Raw genomic sequence first — 22,359 nt, 5'->3', positions numbered from 1 at the left:
TTTTAATATTAATAATGTATTTTGTATAAGATGTTGGAACTTAGGTTATTGACAAATAAACTAATGACCAATGACTAAAAACTAACGAACTATCGATATTAGATCGATAGACTTAAGATAAGAGGCTAATTCCAGGCGATTTGCAATTAACAAGTGCCTGAAAGTGCCTCGGTATTGTCTATGTGATTTAAAAGCTTTCTTTTATGAAGCTACCTTCTTCTTCATCTTGAGTTACCTGTAGATATAACGGAATCTCTTGCTGTAATTCTTCCACATGAGAGATTATACCTACAATCCGGTTTTCTTTTCTAAGGCTTTTTAAGGTGCTGAAAACAACATCTAACGATTCTTTGTCAAGGGAGCCAAAGCCCTCGTCTAAAAAGAAGAAGTTTTGTTCTGTTTGAGTGATGCTCTGAACATTATCAGCAAGGGCTAAAGCCAATGCTAAAGCGGCCTGAAATGTTTGCCCTCCCGATAGGGTTTTTGCACTTCGTAGTTTCCCTCCGTTTAAAAAATCCCTTACAATGAAATTGTTGTCCTCACTCAATTCGAGACTGAGTTTTTGTCGTGTCATCTTAAAAAAACGTTCATTGGCTGCGGAACAAAGGTTTTGGAGATATACCGACGAAACATAGTTAACGAATCCACTTCCGTAAAACAGTTTTTTTATTGTTTTTATATTGTCGGCCCTCAGGGTTAAGGCCGATAGCTTTTTGTCAAGTTCTTTTTTGATGTTCAGCTTATTTCTTAAATCATCAAGTAAAACTTTGCTTTCTCCTAGTTTTATATTGAATGCATTGATTTCACTAACTATGGTTTTAAGGGATTCCTGATGTGCAATATGGTCTTCTTGTCTATAGGTTTTGTTTTTTAATTGTTCCTGTAGTTCAGAAACCTTATTGGCTACCAGTTCATTTTCTTTATTAAAATCAGAAATGGTCTTTTTGACTCCATCAATATCGATATTTTGCAAAAGGATTTGTTTTATAGTGCTGGCATCCGAAAATGATGATTCCTTTATTTTGACCTCCAATAGTTGTTTTTGATTAATAAGGTCATTTTGTTCGTTTTTTAAAAACGTTTGATTGGCATTTAGGTTTCCCTCTTGCTGATCCACCTTTTTTCTTATCTCTTCAATGTCTTTTTGGAGTGCAGTATATTGCTTTTGGGTGTTGTTTATATGGGCTTCAATTTTTGTATGCTCCTCGCTTAGCTGCTGGTTAGTGTAAGGCGCATATTTGGTTGCAAATTTCTCTGAAATTTGTTGATTCAATAACTTAATTGATGTGTCGTGCGATTCAACTTCTTTCTGAATTTTAAGCAGTTCAGCCTGAAAGCGTTCTTTGTTTTTTTGCAGGTTGCTATGGCTGGTTTTTATGGCAGCGTGTTCGTTTTCCAGATTTTTTATAAGCTTTTCATTTTGGTTGGCTGTGGATATGGTTTCCTTAACCAGACTTTGGTCTTTATATTTTAGTACAATATTTTTTTGATGTTGCTTTTGTTGTTCAACTAAGTTGCTGTATTTGTGTTGTAAGGTACTGATTTGTGTTTTGATAGGTGTTAGGGTAAGTAGTAAATTACTTACCTGTTGGTGTTGTTTATTTAAGTTCTTTATTTCATTTTCTTTTTGAGCTTTTTCTTTTCTTAATTGGTCAACTTTTAAAGTGAGCTCATCATTGTTGAATGGGGCAGGGTGGTGCTCTGATCCACAGAGAGGACAAGGTGTTCCATCTTCAAGGTTTTGGGCAAAGTTTTTTAGTCCTGCATGAATTATCCATTTCTCCAATTGCACGTTTAGTCCCGAAAGCTTTTGTTCTTCAATGTTTATTTGTGCTTTTATCTGATCGGGCCAGTTGTCGTAAGCTTTCTTTTCTAAATTGCCGTGGTTGATTGTTGAATGAATGGAATCCAGATTGGAATAAACCATTTCTGTACTATCTGAGAGCTTTTTTATCTCTGCAGTAATTTCATTGGTGTTTTTGCTATAAGTATCATTTTCCAGATGCCATTGTTGTGCTTTGCTTAATTCTTCAATGTTGGGAAGGGAATCCCTGAAGGATTTTATTTTTTCTGCAACAGTGGTTTCCTTTAGCTCGGATTGGGCAAGCTGACCGGTAACTTTTTCTACTTCCTGCTCGCCTTTTTTAAGTCTTGAAGTTTCTTTAGCTATTTTTTCTTTTAGTATGGCTATATCTGATAATTTACGGATGTCATCCAGTTCTTTGTGGTAATCATTGAGTTTATCGTATTCTGTTTTGGTTTTGTTGAAATCAATACTTTTTATTTCAAGTGTATTATTGTGTTCCTTTAGCTTATCGGTGTTTTCTTTAATGCTTTTCTCTAAATCAGTAATTTTATTATTGTGCTTGGTAATGGACTCGCATATGCTTTTAAAATGGATGGCACAGTATTCATATTCCTTTATGTTTTTTTCAAGCTGGTCAATATCTTGCTTTTTTGTTTTAAGCAGTTCTTCCCTGGAAGCATATTCTTTAAGTTTAATGGTTAACTCTTGTAGCCTGTCAAACTCTTTTACTATATCTAAAAGGGTTTTGTGTTTGCTATTAAGGCTGGTTAATGTGTTTTCAATCTCAGTTTTGCGGGTTTGTATTTCTTTAAACTGGTTTTCTGAAATATCGCCTATTTGTTCCAGATTTCCTTTAATGGTTTGAATGATCTCATTGTTTTTATCTTCAACCTTTTTGGCTTTACTGTACAGTTCGTATTTGTCAAGCTGGAACAATTCCTTCATCATCCTTGTCCTGTCGGTATTGGGCAGTTGGATAAATTCCTGAAATTTGCCCTGAGGGATGATAATAGTTCGTTTAAAGTTATTGTAGCTCAGACCAATGGTTTCCTCCAGTTCATTTTTGTCAATGGGAACAAATTCTTCGTTTATTTTTTTGTAGGCAGTACGTGATATGGTTCTTACTTCCTCAAAATTTTTACTGTTTCTTTTACCCTGGACTATTACCTTGTAGTGATCAAGGTTTGTGCCAGTTACAAAATCAAATTCAATAAATAACTGGTCCGACTTCAGGTTCATTAAGTTGTAGTTTGAATTGTCCCCCTTTTTGTCGAACCGGTCTGTTTTACCATATAATGCATAAGTAATGGCATCCAATATAGAGCTTTTCCCACTTCCTACAGTGCCAAAAATTCCAAACAAATGATTGTCGCTAAGTTTTTTGAAATCTATGGTTTGTCTTTTCTGATATGAAAAGATGCCTTCTATTATAAGTTTAATGGGTATCATATTATAAAGTGCTATTCTGAAAGGATCTCGTTAAATAAATCTAATATCTCAACATTCGGGTCCATGCCAATGGAGGTATTAAAGTAATCGATAAACAGATTGTTCATATTTTTATTGATGTCGACAGATTTTTTTGAGCCATCCTGTGCCGACTGGAAGTTTTTTACCTGCGGTATTAATGTGATAATGCCCGGATGTATGCTGTTTAAATGCCGGCGGTCTTTGGCGGTCATGTAATTGTCGGTTTCTACGGTAAGCTCAATCAATGCCTCCTGGTTGCTTTTTAAAATTTCTTCTGCCTCTTGCATGTCCCTGGCCTTAAAGCGCAATAGTTTTTTTCCTGCATTGAGTGTTGTGAAGGTTAAAACCGCTTTTTGGTTGGGGTATAACTCAGCAATGGCTACATGTTTTTCCTGATTTGCCTCTGCAAAGGAATAGGAAATAGGGCTGCCGGAATATACAATAGGATAGGGTGTGGACTCCACTATTTGTTTTCGGTGCAAATGCCCAAGAGCAGCATATTGAATATGGGGAGGAAAGTCTTCCGTAAAAATAGCCTGGGCTCCTCCAACGTGTAAAATTGGCTTCTCGTCGTCAGGTTCTTCTGGTATGTTGTTCCCTTTTTTTATAACGAACAGATGTGTGGCCAAAATATTTACCCCTTGATCATTGCAGTGGGCATGAGATAATTGTTCCCATTTTTGCTGAAGAACATTTCTCAGTTCAGCCTCTTTGTCTTCACTATCCAGGAGTGCCTTAATGCGGTGCTCGTTGGCATATGGTGTTGTAATAATTCTTAAAGGGTGTTCTGTTGTGGGGATTGAAAGCTCTATAAAGCCAGGTTCCGACTGTGTTACTTTTAGGCCGCTTTCCAATTCAAAAGGCTCAAAATGAGTATTGGGGTATCCAATAAACAATATGCCACATTCCCTGGCAAGCGGATCAGCTGTTTCAATCCTGTCTGGTGAATCGTGGTTCCCGGCAATTGCAATAACAGGCCTTTTTCCGTTGTTGGTTAGTTTTTTTAACGAGCGGTAAAATAGTTCAATAGCCTCTGTAGCTGGTGAAAAAGTGTCGAACAAGTCGCCGGATATAATAACCGCATCTATATTTTCTTTTTCGCTGATATGAATAATTTCTTCAAGAATAGCCCTTTGTTCTTCAATTCTTGAAAAGTTCTCTAGTTTCTTACCTATGTGCCAATCTGCAGTATGGAGTATTTTCATTGGTGATATTTAGCTAAGCAATTTCTTAAATTATTCGGTTTCCAAAAATAGGATAAATTAATGGATGCCTAAGAATAAAGTTTTAAACAAGATGAAGGTGTCTGCAGGAGGGCTGTAGGTCAATATCTATATGGGTTTGGGAGAAAATGCCTTGTTGTGTGTTAAAATAGGTGTTTCTGTTGTATTTTGATGAAACCCCTTTAGAATCGGGGTTTTTGTAGGGTTTTTCATGATGAATAAGGTGTTTTTGTGGAACGTGCTGACTTAAAGGGCTTAAAAAAAAGTGATTTTAGTGGCCTGTGGATTTGGTAAATATTAGGAATAGTCTATATTTGTAGAGCAAATTTTGGTGAACTTAGTTGTTAACCCTAAAAAAATATCAGTTATCATGAACAAAGCTCAATTAATTGATGCTATCGCCGGAGATTCTGGTTTAACAAAAGCAGACGCAAAGAAAGCGTTAGATTCATTTATTAATGTAACCAGCGAAGCACTTAAAGGTGGTGATCGTATTTCTTTAATCGGTTTTGGTTCTTTCTCAGTTTCTGAAAGAAGCGCAAGAACAGGAAGAAACCCTCAAACAGGTAAAGAAATCCAAATCGCAGCTAAAAAAGTTGTTAAGTTTAAAGCTGGAAGCGAATTAGGTGATGCTATAAACTAATTCTCTGTTCGGGAAAAAATACAAAGAGAGTGCTTAGAGTACTCTCTTTTTTTTTATAGGTAACGTATTGGATACTTGAAGGAAAAGGTAGATTGTACATGAATGAGGAATTGATAAAATATTTAGCTGAGCATATTACAGAAAACCGAAATGAATTGTTTGATAAGGTGTTGCTTGACAGGACGAAATACCTGACAGTTGTTTTAGAAGATATATACCAACCACACAATGCCAGTGCAGTATTAAGATCGTGTGATTGTTTTGGTGTTCAGGATGTTCATATAATAGAAAACAGGAATAAATATAGTGTAAACCCTGATGTTGCTCTGGGATCATCAAAGTGGTTGAATATGCACAGATACAGTAGTCAGGATAATAATACCAGGGAGGCCCTGCAGCAGTTGAAAGCACAGGGATACAGGATAGTGGCAACCAGTCCCCATACCAATGATGTAGAGTTGTATGACTTTGACATAAGTAAAGGTAAAACTGCGGTTGTTTTTGGTACAGAATTAACCGGTATTTCAGATATAGTGAAGGAAGAGGCGGATGAGTTTTTGAGAATACCTATGTATGGATTTACAGAGAGTTTTAATATTTCGGTTTCGGCAGCTCTCGTGTTGCAACATTTGGCACACCAAATACGTACTGCTAATGTAAATTGGCAACTTACCGATGAAGACAAAGCCGAGATAAAACTAAACTGGTTAAGGGCAACTGTTAAAAGTGCCCCACTTATTGAAAAGGAATTTTTTAAACGAAGAATTAGTGACCAATAGTGTATTTTGGTAGATAAACACATTTGTTTTGTTGATTAAATGTGTTTTTTGTAATTTCATTACCTTAATGTTGGGTAAAAAGCGTATGCTTTAAGCTAAATTTTTTTATTTTTGAAAAAAAACAAGGGTAGCATGGATTGTATTATAATTGATGATGATAAGTTCTCCACCAAAATTATAGCCGAATTTGTTGAGAAAACAGAGGAGCTAGATTTAATTGGTACCTATGATAGTGCTATTTCAGCAATAAATGACCTGAATAAGAATTCTTCAAAGGGGATAGATTTAATATTTTTGGATATTGAAATGCCGGAAATGTCAGGGCTTGATTTTCTTAAATCGATAAATGTCCTGCCACAGGTTATTATATATTCATCTCAGGAAAAATATGCCTTGGAATCATACGAATATAATGTTACTGATTATTTGTTGAAACCAGTAAATTATACACGATTCCTGAAAGCAATTAATAAGGTTAAGGAACAACGTGAAAAACGGGATGAATTGGCCAGATCCAATAGTGATGAGATTTTTGTTAAAAATAACTCATCGTTGGTAAGGGTAAAATACGATGATATTTTATGGATTGAGGCTCTTGAAAACTATGTGGTTTTAAACACATTTAAAGATAAATATACCATTCACTTTACAATGAAGTCGATAACGGATAAAATGCCGGGGAAAAGCTTTGTTAGGGTGCACAGGTCATTTATCGTGAATATTGCAAAAATTAAATTGATAGAAGATAATTCTGTAATCATTAATACTTCTGAAGGTTCTAAAATTATTCCAATAGGGAAATCTTTTAAGGATAAACTGATGAACGACATCAACCTGATTACAAAATAAAGAGATATACTAAATAAGAAACCCCGTATGATACTTATTTCATACGGGGTTTTTTTATTGTAAAAGGAGCTGTTTATTTAACAGCTCCTTTGATATTTTAGTTGTTGTTATTGTACAGAACAAAGTCTCGTTGCGCTTTTAGCAAGTTGCCAATGTGCAGAATTAAGTTTTGAGTTTCGTGAAGCAGGTTTAAATATAACATACTGCTCTGAGTGCTCGATTTTTCTTTCTTAATCCTTTTTAACTGTGCCTTTCTTAACGATTTAAGGTTTTCTGTTTCTGCACCAATTTCATTTAATAGCTCATCCAGCTTATCAAATTGTGAATTGTTGATAGCGTTATTGGCCTTGCTTATAATTTTTGGTACGTGAAGCGTTAAGATGCTTAGATCTTTAAATTGCTCAGCACTAAAAATTTTATGGTTGTTGTCAAGGTGATCAAAACATGGATTTACAATAAAGGTTAGTGCATGTGCTGTTTCGCGCAAGTAATCAATAACCTGAACGTAATATAAGCTGGAGTCAATCTCACTGTCCTGAAGCTTTTTGACTGTCTTGTATATGTTGTTCTTGTATTTCTTAATTCTTTTGTTGACCTGTGCTGCCGATTTAACGTTTTCTTTTAATCCTTTGCGGTTTTCAGCATGAAAATCACTAATAGCAGCAGTAAATAACCCGGAAATCTCGCTTAAAGATTTGGTTACATTGTTGGTGCATTTGTCAAATACCTTCTTAGAATTGATTTCGCCTTCAATTTCTTCAATATCCAACTCTTTTACTTCTACTTCCTGAGCACTGCGCTTATGGTTGATTACATGAGTGCGGTACATAAAGTAAGCTGCTATTGGGATTAAAATAAAGATAGAATAGATTGTGGTGGTAGAAATGATCATAGCAATAACAAATGCTACTGTAAAGGCTGAAAATGCAGTAAAGAACCATCCACCAATTACAGATAGTACTCCGGTTACACGATAAACAGCACTTTCTCTTCCCCAGGCACCATCTGTTAATGAACTACCCATGGCCACCATAAAGGTTACATAGGTTGTTGAAAGAGGTAGTTTGTATGAAGTGGCTAACGAAATCAGGATACTTGCAACAACAAGGTTAACTGATGCCCTAAGCATATCAAATGCCGGAGCTTCATCTCCCAATTCCAATCTTTTCACCTCATATATGCTATCGTCAAACTGTTTTGCAATGATACTGCGCATTTTAGTGGGTAGTATGTTGTTTACAGCATTTGACATGTTAATAGATGTTCTTACCAGTGAACGGGCAAAAAATGATGAACCAAACCTTTCTTCCCCTTCTTGTTGCCTAGAAAGGTCAAGAGATGTTTTGACTACGTTTTTGGCCTTTTTGGATGTCCAAAGGGTAATAATCATGATGATCCCGGCAATTACAAGCAGGTAAGTGTCAGTTTTTACTTTACCAGCCATCGATTCCATTAAAAGTCCGTCGGGTGTTGCCCCGGCTGTTGAACTGAAAACTTTAAAAGATTCAAATCCTGCTAACGGTACACCAATAAAGTTAACCAGGTCGTTTCCGGCAAATGCCATTGCCAAAGCAAAGGTTCCAACTAAAACGGTGAATTTTAAAATATCAAACTTAAATATCCATTTGCATAATTGTAAAAGAACTGTCCAAAATGCAAAACCGTATATAATGATCTGGAAAGCATTGTCCTTAATCCATGCCTTAGTTTCGCTGTTCATAAAAGAAGCTCCTTTTGCTCCTTTTACCAGGATGAAATAGGTGATGGCTGAAATGGCAATACCGCCCCAGATTGCTCCCAGGTATTTAACTCTTTTGTCGTAATTGAAAGAGAAAATAAGGCGGGTAAGGTATTGAATAATAGCCCCTGCCGAAAAAGCAACGATTACGGATAATAAAATTCCGGATATAATGGCAAGTGCTTTTGCGGTATTGATATACTCGCTAAGTGCCATATCTGGGTTGTTGGATACTTTTAAGATAGAAATTGCAATGGCAGCTCCCAATAGCTCAAATACAATAGATACCGTGGTAGAGGTAGGCATCCCAAAGGTATTGAACAAATCCAGCAGGAGTACGTCTGTTAGCATTACAGCCAGAAATATGATCATTATTTCTGAAAAGTAGAAGTACTGAGGGTTGAAAATCCCTTTACGGGCTACCTCCATCATGCCACTCGAAAAGGTGGCTCCTACAAAAATTCCGGCTGCAGCAATAATCATAATCAGCTTAAAAGGTGCAGCCTTTGCTCCGAGTGCGGAGTTCAAGAAATTTACGGCATCGTTACTAACGCCAACGACTAAGTCTGATATAGCCAATGCAAATAGCACAACTACCAGAATTAAATAAATATTTTCCATTTATAGATTAATTTGAAAATAAAAATGCTCGGCAAACATATATAGTTGTTCGTGTTCTATAGTTTATATAATATTAACAAAATGTTAACTCAATGTTAAATCGCATACAAATGCGCATTAAAATAATAAATTATTAAGTGAATATTTAAATTATGTGGCATTTTTTGGCACTTTCTTTAATAATCTTGTGTTTGCCAATTGTGTTTGGTTGAGTATTTTATATGAGGGGATAAGTTTAATAAGTTGTTAAAAGTTAATAATTCTGTATCTATAATTTTCATGTTTTTAATAATCGACTATTTTTGCCGTGCATTAAGGAATTAATATTTGTAACTTGTTGTATGTTCCAGTATTAATTAATGCGTTTTGCATTTGATTTGATATAGTTTATAATGATATTAAAATATATAGTAGACGGTTTAATAATAGGTTTTTCGGCTTCTGTCCCTTTGGGGCCGATCGGGGTTTTGTGTATTCAGCGAACCCTGAATAAAGGTCGTATGGCCGGATTTTTCTCTGGGCTGGGTGCTGCTTTTAGCGATACCATATATGCTGTTATAGCCGGTTTTAGCTTGTCTTTCATAGTTAGTTTTATTGAAAAACAGTTGTTGTATATTCAAATTTTTGGAGCTGGTATATTGATATTGTTAGGGGTGCGGATTTTTTATAGTAATCCTGCCAAACAATTGCGCAAACAAAAGAGAGGTAAGGGGACTTTGCTTCAGGATTTTTTCTCTACTTTTTTGATTACCATTTCTAACCCGTTGGCAATATTCTTGTTTCTTGCATTTTTTGCTTCGTTTGGCGTTGTAAAGTCTGGCGATAACTATATAAAGCACTTTTTGCTTATTGCAGGTGTTATGGGGGGCGCTTCGTTGTGGTGGTTTATTCTTACTTCTATTGTAAACCTTTTCAGGTCTAAAATTAATTTAAGGCGACTGTGGTGGCTTAATAAAATTGCAGGGGCTGCCATTGTTGTGCTCGTTGTTATTGCCTTTGTGTTCTTTTTAATTGACAACCCGATGGAATAAAAAAACAATCACCAATGATCAATGAACAATTTGCAATCATTGATCATTGTTAATTGATAACTGTTCATTGTAAAGGCGAGTTCGGTTCTTTAGCCATGTGGCTGTACGTTAGTTTTTCTAACAAACGGGGAGCCCATTTTTTTAGCCAAACAGTTAGCTTTCCTTCTACAAAAGTTAAAATAAGTGTTGGTTTACGTTTTTTGATAGCGTTGGCCACGTGTTGTGCTACTTCTTCAGCACTCATCATCTTGTCTTCGTTACGTGGAGATTCTCCCTGGGCTGATCCGTCATTTGATAATGCAGTGTTCCGGATGTTTGATGCAGTAAATCCCGGAGCGGCGATAAGAACGTGGAGCCCTGTCTTCAGATTTTCAACCCTAAGGGTTTCCAAAAAGCCGTGCATGGCATATTTACTGGCAGAATAGCCCGTGCGTGCAGGTAAACCAATAAACCCGGCAATGGAAGAAATTCCTGTTACCGATCCTTTTGATTTAAGCAAATGCGGAAGGGCATATTTGGTGCAGTATACGGTGCCCCAAAAATTTACATCCATCAGTTGTTTTAATACATCCAGGTCAACATCTTTAAATAGGGCACGCATAGAGATGCCGGCATTATTAATAAGTATATCAATACGGTTAAATTTCGCAATGGCCTTGTCAATCAGGTTTTTGCATTCGGCTTCTTTGCTTACATCAGTAGCAACGCAAATGGTTTCGGTGCCCTTGTTATTGAACTCGGTTTCCAGATCTTTCAGTTTTTCAGCCGAACGTGCTGCTAAAACTAATTTAGAACCTCTTTGGGCAAACTCTTTGGCAAGTGCCAATCCAATTCCGGATGATGCACCTGTTATGATTACAACTTTATTTTGCATGATAACTATTTGATTTGGGACAAAAATATTAAATATGTTGAAAACAGGTAGGTTGGTGATTAATTTAATTAACAGTTTTAGATATTTTTGCTATGGATTGTATATTTGTCCACAATACGTTATGCTACCTCATGTGGTTGATTTATAATAATAATGAAAACCACAAGGTGTAACGTGAGGTAGCGAGGGTGTTTATACTGAAGAAGATTTACTAGTAAAGTGTTTAATGTATCCATTGTTTATGTATAGAATTGTTATGAGAATTTATATGGTGCTGTTGGTTGTAGCCCTTTTGTTGGGTTCGTGCCGGAGTATGTTGACTGATAGCAGGAAGCAGGATGTCAGGCGTCAAAGTATGGTTGCAAGCAATTTATTTGAGATGCAAATGAAAGGTGTGGATTTTTGTGCCAGCGGGTGTGATCCTGAATGGCGGTTGGAAGTTGATTTTGAGAACAACCTGACTTTTTATTCGGAATTGCTGGCAAATCAGGTGGTGGTTAATGCAGAGTCGGTTCTGCAGTCAGCAAACAGAGATTCTGTAGTTTATAAAATCAAGGATGGAAGGAGGAGCATTTATATAGCTGCTGAAACCATTCAAAATCCATTTATGGCAGAAAAGCCAATCAAAGTACATGTTGTTTGCACCAAAGGGAAAGATATTAAGGAGTATGAGGGTTCGGGTGTTTATTATTGCCCCATTGCCATGCATGATAAATGGCAGTTGCACAAGATAAACGGAAAGTTAGTACAAGAGGATGGCCGGCAGTCAGTGCCGTATATGGAAATTCATCTGGAAAATAACCGGGTGAATGGCTTTTTAGGTTGCAATAAGTTTGGGGGGCGGGTGTTTTTTGGAAAAGAAGTGGTGTGTTTTGACCGTTTGGTGAGTACCAAAATGGCATGTTTGCATGCTAATATTGAAAAGGAATTTTCAAAAGCCCTTTCGGGTAACGAATTTAAATATAGTTTTGTGGACGAAATGTTAGTGCTTGAAGGCATAAACGATAAATTAATTTTTAAAAAAGAAGAGTAGGGTTTGATGGAGATACAGGTTTTTAAAGAAGTAGTAAAACAGTATAAAGTAGTTTTTTTTGATGCCTATGGGGTATTGAAAAAACACAATGGAATGATTGAAGGGGTTAAAGAGATGCTTGAGTTTTTAAAAGATGAGGGCATTGATTTTTATATTATTACCAACGATGCTTCGCGCTCGCCTGAGTTGCTTGCGCAGAACTATCATCAGGCCGGTATCGATCTGATCCAGGCCGAAAACCTGGTTTCTTCGGCTATGATGAGCGTGGGGTTCCTGAAGGAAAATATTCATCCGGGTTCTACGGTTGCGTATTTGGGTCGTACAACTTCGGAGTATTTTATAAAATGTGCGGATTTAGTCCCCAAGCGTATGGAAAATATTACCCCGGATGATTATACGGATATTAAATGTGTGATGCTCTTTGATGATGGTGGATATGAGTTTCATCCCGGAATTAATAAGGCTTTAAATGTGATCCGTGGAACCGGAGCTCCTGTAGTGGTGCCTAATCCGGATAAGATTTATCCGGTAAGCGATGGAGAAGTGGCCGTGGCTGTTGGTAGTGTTGCCAATATGTTTGAGGCGGTTTGTAACAATGAGTTTTTCCATTTTGGGAAACCGGATGTTAGTGTTTTTGAGTATGCTTTTAAAGTGGCCAATAATAAAAGGAAAGTGTCGAAACGTGATGTGTTGATGGTGGGTGATACCTTGGATACTGATATAATAGGGGGCAATAATTTTGGCATTGATACGGTTTTAGTGCTCTCGGGGAGTACGGTGGAAAAACAGGCTGATTATTTGATTAAAGAAAAAGGTATTGAACCAACGTATATTTGCAGGTCGGTTGTGGATGGTGAATAAAGGGAGAGGTGAGAATTGATAGTCAATAGCCATTAGCTGATAGGACGGCTGCGCCTTTAGGACGCTTCGCTTTAGCTTGATTGTTTGCTACCAAAACACCTTTTGCTCAGGAACAGCATTTCCTAGATCCGGATCCGGATCCGATCTTTATAAGCACCTTGCAATTAAGATCGAATCCGTATGGATCAGGGTAATAGTTAATAGCTATTAGCAGATAGGACGGCTACGCCTTTAGGACGCTTCGCTTTAGCTTGATTGTTCGCTACTGCAGCATCTTTGCACGGGAGCAGTATTTTCCGGATCCGATCTTTATAAGTACCTTGCAATTAAGATCGAATCCGTATGGATCAGGGTAATAGTTAATAACTATTAGCTGATAGCACGGCTGCGCCTTTAGGACGCTTCGCTTTAGCTTGATTGTTCGCTACTGCAGCATCTTTGCACGTGAGCAATATTTCTCCGGATCCGATCTTTATATACACCTTGCAATTAAGATCTAATCCGTATAGAAGGGTAATAGTTAATAGCCATTAGCTGATAGCACGGCTGCGCCTTTAGGGCGCTTTGCTTTAGCTTGATTGCTTGTTACTACAGCCCTCCGCTCTTTGCCCTCCGCCCTATTGCTACTTGATACTGTTATCTATGTACTAAATTTTAATTATGAAAGAAATCTTAAATTATTTCAGGCAGTTGCCTGGTTCTGGTGTAACTGAGATTAAAGATGTGGATATTTTATTCCGCTTGTCGGAACTGGACCATCATGACAGGAAGCAGTTGAGGGATAGTCTGCTTAGCGATTCGATGGTTTTTGACAATAAGGAGGAAGCCATAAAATGGTTGAAGCAATGTTTTGGTCTGATTGATAAACATGCTTTCCGAATTCATAAGGTTCTTTTTAGTCCCGGTACCGAAATTGGTGATGCCCTGCTGGATTTGCTTCATGGAGCGCGAGAAAGCGTTAAACTTTGCGTTTTTTCAATTACCGATCATAGGTTGGGTAAGGCTATTATGGAATGCCATAACCGGGGACTGGAGGTGGAGATTATTACCGATGACCAAAAGATTTTTGACCGGGGTTCCGAAATTCAAGGGATGCGGAGCAAAGGCATTGATATTAAAATAGACCATTCGAAATACCATATGCACAATAAGTTTGGTGTAATTGATAACCGCATTGCTTTTACTGGCAGTTTTAACTGGACTTACACTGCCCAGCGCCATAACCAGGAAAACCTGTTGGTGACTACGAACCATGCCATTGTTAAGCAATTTGCTGAAGAGTTTACCAGGTTATGGAAAGAGATGTTTGTGCTTTAGGAAAATAGCTATTAGCTGATAGGACGGCTACGCCTTTAGGACGCTTCGCTTTAGCTTGATTGTTCGCTACTGCAGCATTTTTTCTCAGGAGCAACATTTCTCCGGATACGATCTTTATAAGCACCTTGCAATTAAGATCGAATCCATATAATTTAGCTATTAGCCAATAGGACGGCTACGCCTTTAGGACGCTGCGCTTTAGCCTGATTGCTTGCTACTAATACACATTTTGCTAAGGAACAGCATTTTCCCGGATCCGATCTTTATAAGCACCTTGCAATTAAGATCGAATCCGTATAATTTAGCTATTAGCCAATAGGACGGCTGCGCCTTTAGGACGCTGTGCTTTAGCTTTATTGTTCGCTACTGCAGCATTTTTTGCACGGGAGCAACATTTCTCCGGATCCGATCTTTATAAGCGCCCTGCAATTAAGATCGAATCCGTAAGATTCAGGTCATTGGTCAATGGACAATAGCCATTAGCCAATAGGACGGCTACGCCTTTAGGACGCTTCGCTTTAGCTTGATTGCTTGCTACTACAGCATCTTTGCACGGGAGCAACATTTCCCGGATCCGATCTTTATAAGCGCCCTGCAATTAAGATCGAATCCATACGGATAGCTTGGTGCTTATTAGCACTTCCCCCTATAATATATTTTAACTTATAGCTTATGAGTACACGTGCAATGAGTTATTCTTTAAATGCCCCCATCCCCATGCTTGCAGCATGGTACTTCCCCCTTGCCTCAGGGCAAAGAGGAAGATTGGTTTTCGTAGGAGAAGGCTGCTCTCCGCTCTCAACCCTCTGCCCTCTGCCCTCCGCCCTCAGCCCTTCGCCCTCCGCCCTCCGCCCTCCGCCCTAAAACTATCACAACAAAAACCACTATTTTTATTCCTGTTAAAAAACTTATCTTTGCAGCATAAAACAAAAGCAATGGCACAAATAGGCAAATACAATAATTTAAAAGTAGTAAAAGATCTGGAGTTTGGTTTGTATCTCGATGGGGGTGAACTTGGCGAAATACTCCTGCCACGAAGGTATGTTCCAATAAACTGTACCGTTGATGATGAGCTGGAAGTATTTATATACCTCGATTCAGAAGACAGGTTGATTGCCACAACTGAAATGCCCGAAGCCATAGTAGGGGAGTTTGCTTATTTAAAAGCTGTTGAAGTTGGCAAAGTAGGTGCTTTTATGGATTGGGGCCTGCCTAAAGATTTACTGGTGCCTTTCAGGGAGCAAAAAGTAGATATTGAAAAGGGGCGGAGCTACGTGGTATATGTGTATCTTGACGATGAAAGCCGCAGGATTGCAGCCTCTTCAAAGGTTGAAAAATATTTAGATAACCTGCCCCCTGAGTATGAGGAAGGCCAGGAAGTGGATCTGCTCATCTATAACCAGTCCGAATTGGGCTATAAGGCCATCATCAATAATACCCACTCCGGAATGATTTATGCCAATGAGGTATTTAAAAAACTGCGCAGGGGCGACCGGGTAAAAGGTTATATTAAAAAGGTGCGTGAGGATGACAAAATTGATTTGATGCTTGAAAAGGCCGGATACGGTAAGGTTGATGATATTGCATCTTCGGTTTTAGACAAGCTGAAAAAGAATAATGGCTTTTTACCGGTTACGGATAAAAGTCCGGCCGAAGAAATAACAGGCCAGTTTGGTATTAGTAAAAAGAATTTTAAAAAAGCCATTGGATCCCTTTATAAGCAGAGGATTATTTCAATAGATCCGGATGGGATAAGGCTGATAAAATAAGACTAAGAAACACAGATGGGTGTATATGGAAAGCCTGGGATTCGATATTGATGAGACCCGGGCTTTTTTGGTGCAACATGTATTGAGCTTATGTTTCTACAATAGGCATTATACGTTCTTAGCCTGACGGCTATGCCCTGCAGGAAAAGCCTCTCTCTTTGTGCGGGTTGGGATAAAATTGAGTTTTTTTATCCATATTGAAGATTCCCTTTTTTGCTATTCCAATAATGTTAAAATTTAGACTTAATAACCGCTTGAAAATATCCCTACATCGGGATTGATTCCTATTGTGGTGCAGTTAACTTCCTATTTAAGATAGCAATAATTTGGTACTTATTCATATTTCGTTCGATTTTAATTATATTAGAACCGAACGAGAACCGAACGAGAACCGAACGAGAACCGAACGAGCACAGACGACATTAGGACGGCAATTAGGAGACTTCCCTTATTGAATAGTTATGAACAATGAACAACAAACAATGAACAATGATCAGGGACAAGGATCATTGTTCATTGATAATTGGTCATTGCTGATTGATATTCTGTACCAAATAATTGTGATATACGTTTTAAAATATGTATGAACTAGTTGTAAAATACCGGGTTTAGAAATGTTGGATACTTTATAGTTTAAAGCAGTGTAATTTAAAATCATTTATTACATTTGTTAAGCATAAAAACGAGTGGTGCAATTTAACTATTGCAATATTCAATAACGCCATAAATACAGAGAGCAACTATGGAGTAGCTTGTATTAAAAAACAAGCATCCCTTTTTAACTGAAATTTTAATAACCAAATATATACAAAACATATATATGTTCGTTAAATCAATTAGTTACAAGGGTTATTGACCTGTTATATAATATATATAAAGCCAATGTGTTTAGGGAGATGTTGGCGTTCATTCTAGTATTTCGCACTAAAGTTTACAATATCAAAACAATAAAAAAATCAAAATATGAATAATGTAACATATAACTATGGATGTAATTGGTGCCATAATGCACCGACGATGAAATCATATACTTTATGGACGGATAGTAGTGAATTATATGATGAGGATGGTAAATTAATTTCAAACAACCAAATGGCCAATTTGCTATCTGAATATTTTAATTACAGTGGTGAATCATGTCAATTTTGCGGAAAGCAAGATAACTTCAGCTTTTTTGATATTGAAATAGATGGTCAACCACTTTATTCAAATAACGCTGATTTTGCTATTGAATATAATGGTCGTGAAATAAGTTACAAGCTTGCATTTATTAAAGAAATTATTCTGAATGCAACTAGTGAGTTTGACATTTCATTAAATAACTTCAAACCTAACCTTACTAGGAATTCCGAAACTTCATATTATATAATCTTAAGCATTATTCTTAAACACTTAGTTGAATATTATGAAATTGAGCTTTTTGATTTTGATGGTGAAGAAATTCTATTAGATTTTTTGAATAACTCATTAAATGTCAATCTTAAATCGTCGGAAATTGAAAGGTTAACATATTCAATAGAAAGCCTGCATTTTGATTATAGAAATATAGAAAATAATTCAAGCTCTTCAATTACAGAAATTTTTGGTGAAGAAATTACTAAATATCCAATTAATGAAGTTAAGTGTTATTTTGGAAAAGAATATGCAGAATGCTATTCTTATATTATAGGTAAACTAAACTCTATATTCATACCTCAAGGTGTTGAAATTGATGAATATGAAGAGGAGGACATTGAAGAGCAGCTAAATACAATCAGGAATTTCACGAAATCTTATTCTGAATAAATAACGAAACGCCAACAATGGCTAATAAAGCATAAGTGAGTCAACTAATTTTGGTTGGTTCGTAGCTTCGGCGAGCAGCGCCAAATCGCTGATTTGGCTTTAGGAAAGAAAAGATAAAGTCAAATACAGCGCTTTGGCTTTGTGAAATCTGGAAGTGGTGGTTGGTTAATATCACTTACGCTTCATAGCCTGAACGTTGTGCGTCATACAAGAAGAGCCACCGCACATTAGGCACATTTGGTTTTGCCGACACACATGCCAAACCTTGTAAAACCAAAAGAGCCTAATTTTTGCCAACGCTCGATAGAAGAATATTAAAATGAAAAAGTTTACAGCAAACTACACATATAGCAATCATAACTTTGTGATTCAGAATCTTAAAGGACAACGAATTGACAATGAATATTTGCCAGCTATCTGTATTCTGAAAAATATTCTCCAAAGAGGAAAGCCAACATTACTTTCAAGTTTTCTGCAAGATAGTTTAGGTGAATTACATAGAGAAAGTGACTTTGAAACCGCTTATCCGCTGATTGATAAAGAAAAAACTATTTGGGAGAGAGTAATCCGAGGTGATGTAAAAGGAAACTATTTTCCTGCCAAAAAGTTTTATGAGGAATTAATTACTAAATATCTTCCTGACTACGAATATATTCAGCGATTGATTATTCCAGAAGTTCCAATAAATGAAATTACCAAAGTAGAAGTAGACGACTTTGCAAATGAACAAGTAGATTTTTATTTACCACAAGCGTATCTGATTATTGAAATTGATGGCTCACAGCACAAGTTTGACGCAAAGAAAGATAAAATCAGAGATAATCATACAGCTAAATATGGGATAGAAACAATAAGAATTGCAACTTCAGACCTTGAAGCAGAAAATCAAGTTTTCCTTAACGCAATTAACGCAATCAAAACCCGTATTGACAAGGTTAAATCAAAGCAACAAAATAGAAAAGAGAAAGAGAAAACATTTATTTCATTATCGGATTATAAAACAGCTTTTCAAAACGGCTTGAATTTAGACAGTGGTAATTATAAAGCAACTGCAATAATTCGATTTCAGTTGTTAATTCTTGAACTACTTGAATTTGGCTATCTAAATTTTGAGAAAAAATGGAAATTTGAGCTATTGGAGAGAGACGTACAAGATTTTGCTCAAATCGCAATAGATGATTTATTCTTATGGTTTGAAAACATTTTGAAACTCCATAAAATCAAATTTAAAAGACCTAATGTTTCAGTTGAAAAAGTTAATACCGTTGACTCATTTTCTAAAAATGCTGATACATTAAAAGTTGATTTTAGTATTCTGAAACGGTATACTGATGAATTTCAAACCAAATCAGAAATAATTTTTGTCAGAACCGATTATTTTGATGAATACTTGTACTTCAAAAAAGGTGATGCAGTCGGAAAATTAGTCTTTAGTTCATTTGAGCCTTATGATTATTTTAAAATATGTTCGACGTCTCCAGTCAAGTACAGTTTAAAGCTTGGAGGAAAGGATACCGATGAAAAGCCATTGTTATTTCTTTTATGGAATGTTTTCCTACAGAATGACCCAAGTCTAAACTTTGAAGGATTGAAATTTCGTGAAGGTCAAATTCCAATCATTGCAAACGCACTTTCAAGAAATGATACAATAGGTCTTTTACCGACTGGTAGTGGAAAATCAGTTTGTTATCAGCTTTCTGCGATACTTCAACCAGCTATTAGTTTCGTTGTTTGTCCTATTAAATCACTAATGTTTGACCAAAAAGCAGACTTAGATTCTGCCTTTTTTACTCGAATAAACCATATTACAAGTGATGATGATGGAGAGGATAAAGAGAAAACACAAAAAGAATTTGGTCAAGGCAGGTATTTCTTTATTTTCATTTCCCCCGAAAGATTTCAATTAAAAACTTTTCGCCAATATTTCAGCTCTGTAAATGAAGAATTTAATATTGCATATGCGGTAATTGATGAAGTCCACTGTCTTTCTGAATGGGGACATGACTTTAGAACATCATATTTAAATTTGTCAAATACAATTCAGAGGCATAGTTCTGAATTTAACTTTTTAGGATTAACTGCAACTGCATCAATAAACGTGTTAAAGGATATTCAAATTGAGTTTGGCATTAAACAAGAAAATGTAAAGACTCCTGTAGATTATACCAGAAAAGAATTAGAATTTATTGTAATTGATGACAAAAATGATAAAGTCAAGTCAATCAACGAGGAACTTGAAACACTACATGAGACAATTGATGCATTGGTGGAGAATGGCAAAGACACAAAATGTGGGATAATATTTACACCAACTGTGAATGGAAATAAAGGGTGCTATCCTTTATCTCAAAAATTAAGTGAACATTTTGGAAAGGTTATAAAATATTATTCTGGTTCGGTTCCTAAAATTGACGGACAACCAATAATGCCCGAAACTAAATTCGATGAATATAAAAAGCAGGTTCAAAACGAATTTAAACGAAATGAATTTTCATTGCTAACTGCAACGAAAGCCTTTGGTATGGGTGTAAATAAAGGAAATATTCATTACACATTTCATTATGGCATTCCTGGTTCAATGGAATCTTTATATCAAGAAGCTGGTCGTGCCGGTCGTGATAAGAGCAAATTTGTTTCTGAAAAAGCAAAATGTTATGTATTGCTTTCAAAATCAGAAAATGAAGATGCTTTATCACAAGTTTGGGAGCGTAGCACAACTCTATCCCAAATTCATACTTTAACAAGAAAACTAAATGGCGATATAAATACAAATCTCTTTCTCTTCTCGCTTGGTCTTGATGTAATTAAGGATGAATTTGAAATAATTAAAAAGCTTTTCTCAACTTACGCAAGTCCTAATGTTAAAAATGTTCACGTTGAAGGTCAGGCAATAGGTTATAATAAGGCAAGGACAGAAAAAGCTATTTATCGGTTAAGTCAACTTGGTATTTTAGAGGACTGGACGATTAGCAATTTTTTTGGCGGTGGAGTTTTTGAAGTTGATTTTTGTAATTATAACGCCAGTAGCATAAAACAATCCTTACTAAATACGATTAAAAAATATGACAATGAATTTTCATTTGAGGTAATAAGCACTGATGATAAGTATTCCGTGTATAGAAAAATATTAAATGCACCTGAGACTTATACCGAATTTGATAAGTTGGTACTTATATTATTACAGTGGTCATACGACAATTTTGCATACAACCGCCGTCAGTCATTGAAAAATATTTATGAAAATTGCTGTGATTTTGCGGGTGGTCATATTTCAAGCCAAGAATTTAAAACACGATTAGAAAATTATTTTAAGTTTTCACAATCAAGTTATGTATTGCAACATATTGCTGAAAATGGAAAAGATTTTGAACGCTGGTTTGAAGTTTTTTATCAAATTGACAATAATATAGTTACTGATAAATTTATAACTAAGCGTCAACAGGAAAGTTTGCGAGATAATCTTAGTAGGTTCTTGGAAAGTTATATGTACAATACTGGTTTGGATTTAATTAGTGGCTTGTTGCGTTTATTACTTGATGATTATGAAAATGCAGATGGTAGAGATAGGCTTGAAAGCTCACTAAAACAAATTACAGGTTTTGAACAAGATATAATAGATATCATATTAAAAAACATACTCAAAGTTGGAGTAGAATTATCTAATAAAAACAAAAGTTTATTAGCTGAATCGCTTTACAAATTCTTTAATACTCAGGATTATCTGATGCTTATTTCCAAAGCTTTAGGAGATTCTTATTCAATGACAGCTTTGGTTGAATTGGCAACGAAAAGATTAGAAATTATAAATAAAAAAATATATGGCGGATTTAGAAAAATTGGATAACGCTATAAAAGAACTTGAAACACAATCGAATGATTTGAAAGAGTTCAATAAAGTTTATTCAGAAATAGGTAAACTAAAAGGTGATATTTCAGCTAACCTTGACTTGCTAAAGAAAAATAATGATGGTTTTAATTCGATTGCGACTGAGATTAAATCGAGTCTTGAGAAATCTCACGAACAGTTAACAAGAATTGAATCGGAGTTATTACAAAAAATTCAGGAACTATATCAAGACAATAAAAACTTTCAAAAAGAGCTGGATAGTTCATTAGTAAGCAGACTTGATAAGCATAAATCAGACATTCAAGTTGAAATTCGAAATGAAGGAACTCAAATTCAACGCTCATTTGAAAATGCCTTGACTTTGAACTTCAATAATATGGAATCTAAGATTAAGGAACAGTTTAGTTTACAGAATAAACAATTGTCAACAATTAAAGTGTTGGCATTTATAATATTAGGAATTGGAATTGGATTAGCGATTGGATTATATTTAAAATAGCCAACGCTCAAAGTCATACACATTTGCAATTCGCACAAGCCAAAGCTCAGACCAAAAATTGCAAAAGAGTATGCCTTGCCAACCCCAAAGACAGAGACTAAATGAATAAAGTACGAACGCACAACACTTAGCCTCTAATGTAGGGTTGCTTGCATACCCTACACATTGGAGGGTTTGTTGAACTAAACATTATCCCAGAAACCTTTACGTATG

15 protein-coding genes are annotated in these 22,359 nt (G+C 36.1%); 11 read left to right on the top strand and 4 right to left on the bottom strand.

Annotated elements, in window-relative coordinates:
- Nucleotides 1-187 precede the first annotated feature (187 nt).
- Nucleotides 188-3,256 (bottom strand): AAA family ATPase, encoded by a 3,069-nt coding sequence (locus OM074_RS18930; RefSeq protein ID WP_301202162.1) that lies wholly within the window; start codon nucleotides 3,254-3,256, stop codon nucleotides 188-190.
- Nucleotides 3,257-3,267: 11 nt separating this feature from the next.
- Complete coding sequence (locus OM074_RS18925) at nucleotides 3,268-4,482, bottom strand: metallophosphoesterase family protein (RefSeq protein WP_301202161.1); 1,215 nt, start codon at nucleotides 4,480-4,482, stop codon at nucleotides 3,268-3,270.
- A gap of 388 nt (nucleotides 4,483-4,870) precedes the next feature.
- Between OM074_RS18925 and OM074_RS18920 the strand changes: the two genes are divergently transcribed.
- From OM074_RS18920 to OM074_RS18910, 3 genes are all read left to right on the top strand, one after another.
- Entirely contained in the window at nucleotides 4,871-5,143 is a 273-nt protein-coding gene (locus OM074_RS18920) for an HU family DNA-binding protein (protein WP_301202160.1), read from the top strand.
- Nucleotides 5,144-5,241: 98 nt separating this feature from the next.
- On the top strand, nucleotides 5,242-5,922 hold the full coding sequence (locus OM074_RS18915; RefSeq protein WP_301202158.1) for a TrmH family RNA methyltransferase: 681 nt from the start codon (nucleotides 5,242-5,244) through the stop codon (nucleotides 5,920-5,922).
- A 132-nt stretch (nucleotides 5,923-6,054) separates the two neighbouring features.
- Nucleotides 6,055-6,771: a LytR/AlgR family response regulator transcription factor gene (locus OM074_RS18910; protein ID WP_301202156.1), complete on the top strand. Its 717-nt coding sequence runs from the start codon at nucleotides 6,055-6,057 to the stop codon at nucleotides 6,769-6,771.
- Nucleotides 6,772-6,868: 97 nt separating this feature from the next.
- Here the strand turns inward: OM074_RS18910 and OM074_RS18905 are convergent, their stop codons facing one another.
- Nucleotides 6,869-9,130: an inorganic phosphate transporter gene (locus tag OM074_RS18905; protein WP_301202155.1), complete on the bottom strand. Its 2,262-nt coding sequence runs from the start codon at nucleotides 9,128-9,130 to the stop codon at nucleotides 6,869-6,871.
- Between the two features lie 392 nt (nucleotides 9,131-9,522).
- On the opposite strand from OM074_RS18905, the gene OM074_RS18900 reads away from it, so the two are divergent.
- A complete protein-coding gene (locus OM074_RS18900; RefSeq protein WP_301202154.1) occupies nucleotides 9,523-10,161 on the top strand; it encodes a LysE family translocator in 639 nt (212 codons plus the stop codon).
- A gap of 64 nt (nucleotides 10,162-10,225) precedes the next feature.
- Here OM074_RS18900 and OM074_RS18895 read toward each other — a convergent pair whose 3' ends face one another.
- Nucleotides 10,226-11,035: an SDR family oxidoreductase gene (locus OM074_RS18895; RefSeq protein ID WP_301202153.1), complete on the bottom strand. Its 810-nt coding sequence runs from the start codon at nucleotides 11,033-11,035 to the stop codon at nucleotides 10,226-10,228.
- A 241-nt stretch (nucleotides 11,036-11,276) separates the two neighbouring features.
- On the opposite strand from OM074_RS18895, the gene OM074_RS18890 reads away from it, so the two are divergent.
- The 7 genes from OM074_RS18890 to OM074_RS18860 all read left to right on the top strand — a co-directional run bounded on the left by OM074_RS18890 (nucleotide 11,277) and on the right by OM074_RS18860 (nucleotide 22,146).
- A complete protein-coding gene (locus OM074_RS18890; RefSeq protein ID WP_301202152.1) occupies nucleotides 11,277-12,068 on the top strand; it encodes an META domain-containing protein in 792 nt (263 codons plus the stop codon).
- Nucleotides 12,069-12,074: 6 nt separating this feature from the next.
- Nucleotides 12,075-12,929: an HAD-IIA family hydrolase gene (locus OM074_RS18885; RefSeq protein WP_301202168.1), complete on the top strand. Its 855-nt coding sequence runs from the start codon at nucleotides 12,075-12,077 to the stop codon at nucleotides 12,927-12,929.
- 660 nt (nucleotides 12,930-13,589) lie between these two features.
- Nucleotides 13,590-14,246, top strand: coding sequence for a phospholipase D-like domain-containing protein (locus tag OM074_RS18880; protein WP_301202151.1), 657 nt, complete (start codon nucleotides 13,590-13,592; stop codon nucleotides 14,244-14,246).
- Nucleotides 14,247-15,181: 935 nt separating this feature from the next.
- A complete protein-coding gene (locus OM074_RS18875) occupies nucleotides 15,182-16,015 on the top strand; it encodes a CvfB family protein (RefSeq protein ID WP_301202150.1) in 834 nt (277 codons plus the stop codon).
- Nucleotides 16,016-17,032: 1,017 nt separating this feature from the next.
- Nucleotides 17,033-17,800 (top strand): hypothetical protein, encoded by a 768-nt coding sequence (locus OM074_RS18870; protein WP_301202149.1) that lies wholly within the window; start codon nucleotides 17,033-17,035, stop codon nucleotides 17,798-17,800.
- A gap of 319 nt (nucleotides 17,801-18,119) precedes the next feature.
- A complete protein-coding gene (locus OM074_RS18865) occupies nucleotides 18,120-21,644 on the top strand; it encodes a DEAD/DEAH box helicase (protein ID WP_301202148.1) in 3,525 nt (1,174 codons plus the stop codon).
- Entirely contained in the window at nucleotides 21,619-22,146 is a 528-nt protein-coding gene (locus OM074_RS18860) for a hypothetical protein (RefSeq protein ID WP_301202147.1), read from the top strand. Before OM074_RS18865 ends, OM074_RS18860 begins: the two co-directional genes overlap by 26 nt.
- The last annotated feature ends 213 nt before the right edge of the window (nucleotides 22,147-22,359 follow it).

Source organism: Plebeiibacterium marinum, from assembly GCF_026013615.1.
GTDB lineage: Bacteria > Bacteroidota > Bacteroidia > Bacteroidales > Marinilabiliaceae > Saccharicrinis > Saccharicrinis marinus_A.
This window is presented reverse-complemented; position numbering and strand designations above follow the sequence as displayed.

Bases quoted from the DNA above. Each gene is read 5' to 3' on its own strand.
- OM074_RS18920 (WP_301202160.1), top strand. From the start codon at position 4,871: ATGAACAAAGCTCAATTAATTGATGCTATCGCCGGAGATTCTGGTTTA.
- OM074_RS18880 (WP_301202151.1), top strand. From the start codon at position 13,590: ATGAAAGAAATCTTAAATTATTTCAGGCAGTTGCCTGGTTCTGGTGTA.
- OM074_RS18910 (WP_301202156.1), top strand. From the start codon at position 6,055: ATGGATTGTATTATAATTGATGATGATAAGTTCTCCACCAAAATTATA.
- OM074_RS18890 (WP_301202152.1), top strand. From the start codon at position 11,277: ATGTATAGAATTGTTATGAGAATTTATATGGTGCTGTTGGTTGTAGCC.
- OM074_RS18925 (WP_301202161.1), bottom strand. From the start codon at position 4,482: ATGAAAATACTCCATACTGCAGATTGGCACATAGGTAAGAAACTAGAG.
- OM074_RS18860 (WP_301202147.1), top strand. From the start codon at position 21,619: ATGGCGGATTTAGAAAAATTGGATAACGCTATAAAAGAACTTGAAACA.
- OM074_RS18885 (WP_301202168.1), top strand. From the start codon at position 12,075: ATGGAGATACAGGTTTTTAAAGAAGTAGTAAAACAGTATAAAGTAGTT.
- OM074_RS18915 (WP_301202158.1), top strand. From the start codon at position 5,242: ATGAATGAGGAATTGATAAAATATTTAGCTGAGCATATTACAGAAAAC.
- OM074_RS18930 (WP_301202162.1), bottom strand. From the start codon at position 3,256: ATGATACCCATTAAACTTATAATAGAAGGCATCTTTTCATATCAGAAA.
- OM074_RS18875 (WP_301202150.1), top strand. From the start codon at position 15,182: ATGGCACAAATAGGCAAATACAATAATTTAAAAGTAGTAAAAGATCTG.
- OM074_RS18865 (WP_301202148.1), top strand. From the start codon at position 18,120: ATGAAAAAGTTTACAGCAAACTACACATATAGCAATCATAACTTTGTG.
- OM074_RS18895 (WP_301202153.1), bottom strand. From the start codon at position 11,035: ATGCAAAATAAAGTTGTAATCATAACAGGTGCATCATCCGGAATTGGA.
- OM074_RS18905 (WP_301202155.1), bottom strand. From the start codon at position 9,130: ATGGAAAATATTTATTTAATTCTGGTAGTTGTGCTATTTGCATTGGCT.
- OM074_RS18870 (WP_301202149.1), top strand. From the start codon at position 17,033: ATGAAATCATATACTTTATGGACGGATAGTAGTGAATTATATGATGAG.
- OM074_RS18900 (WP_301202154.1), top strand. From the start codon at position 9,523: ATGATATTAAAATATATAGTAGACGGTTTAATAATAGGTTTTTCGGCT.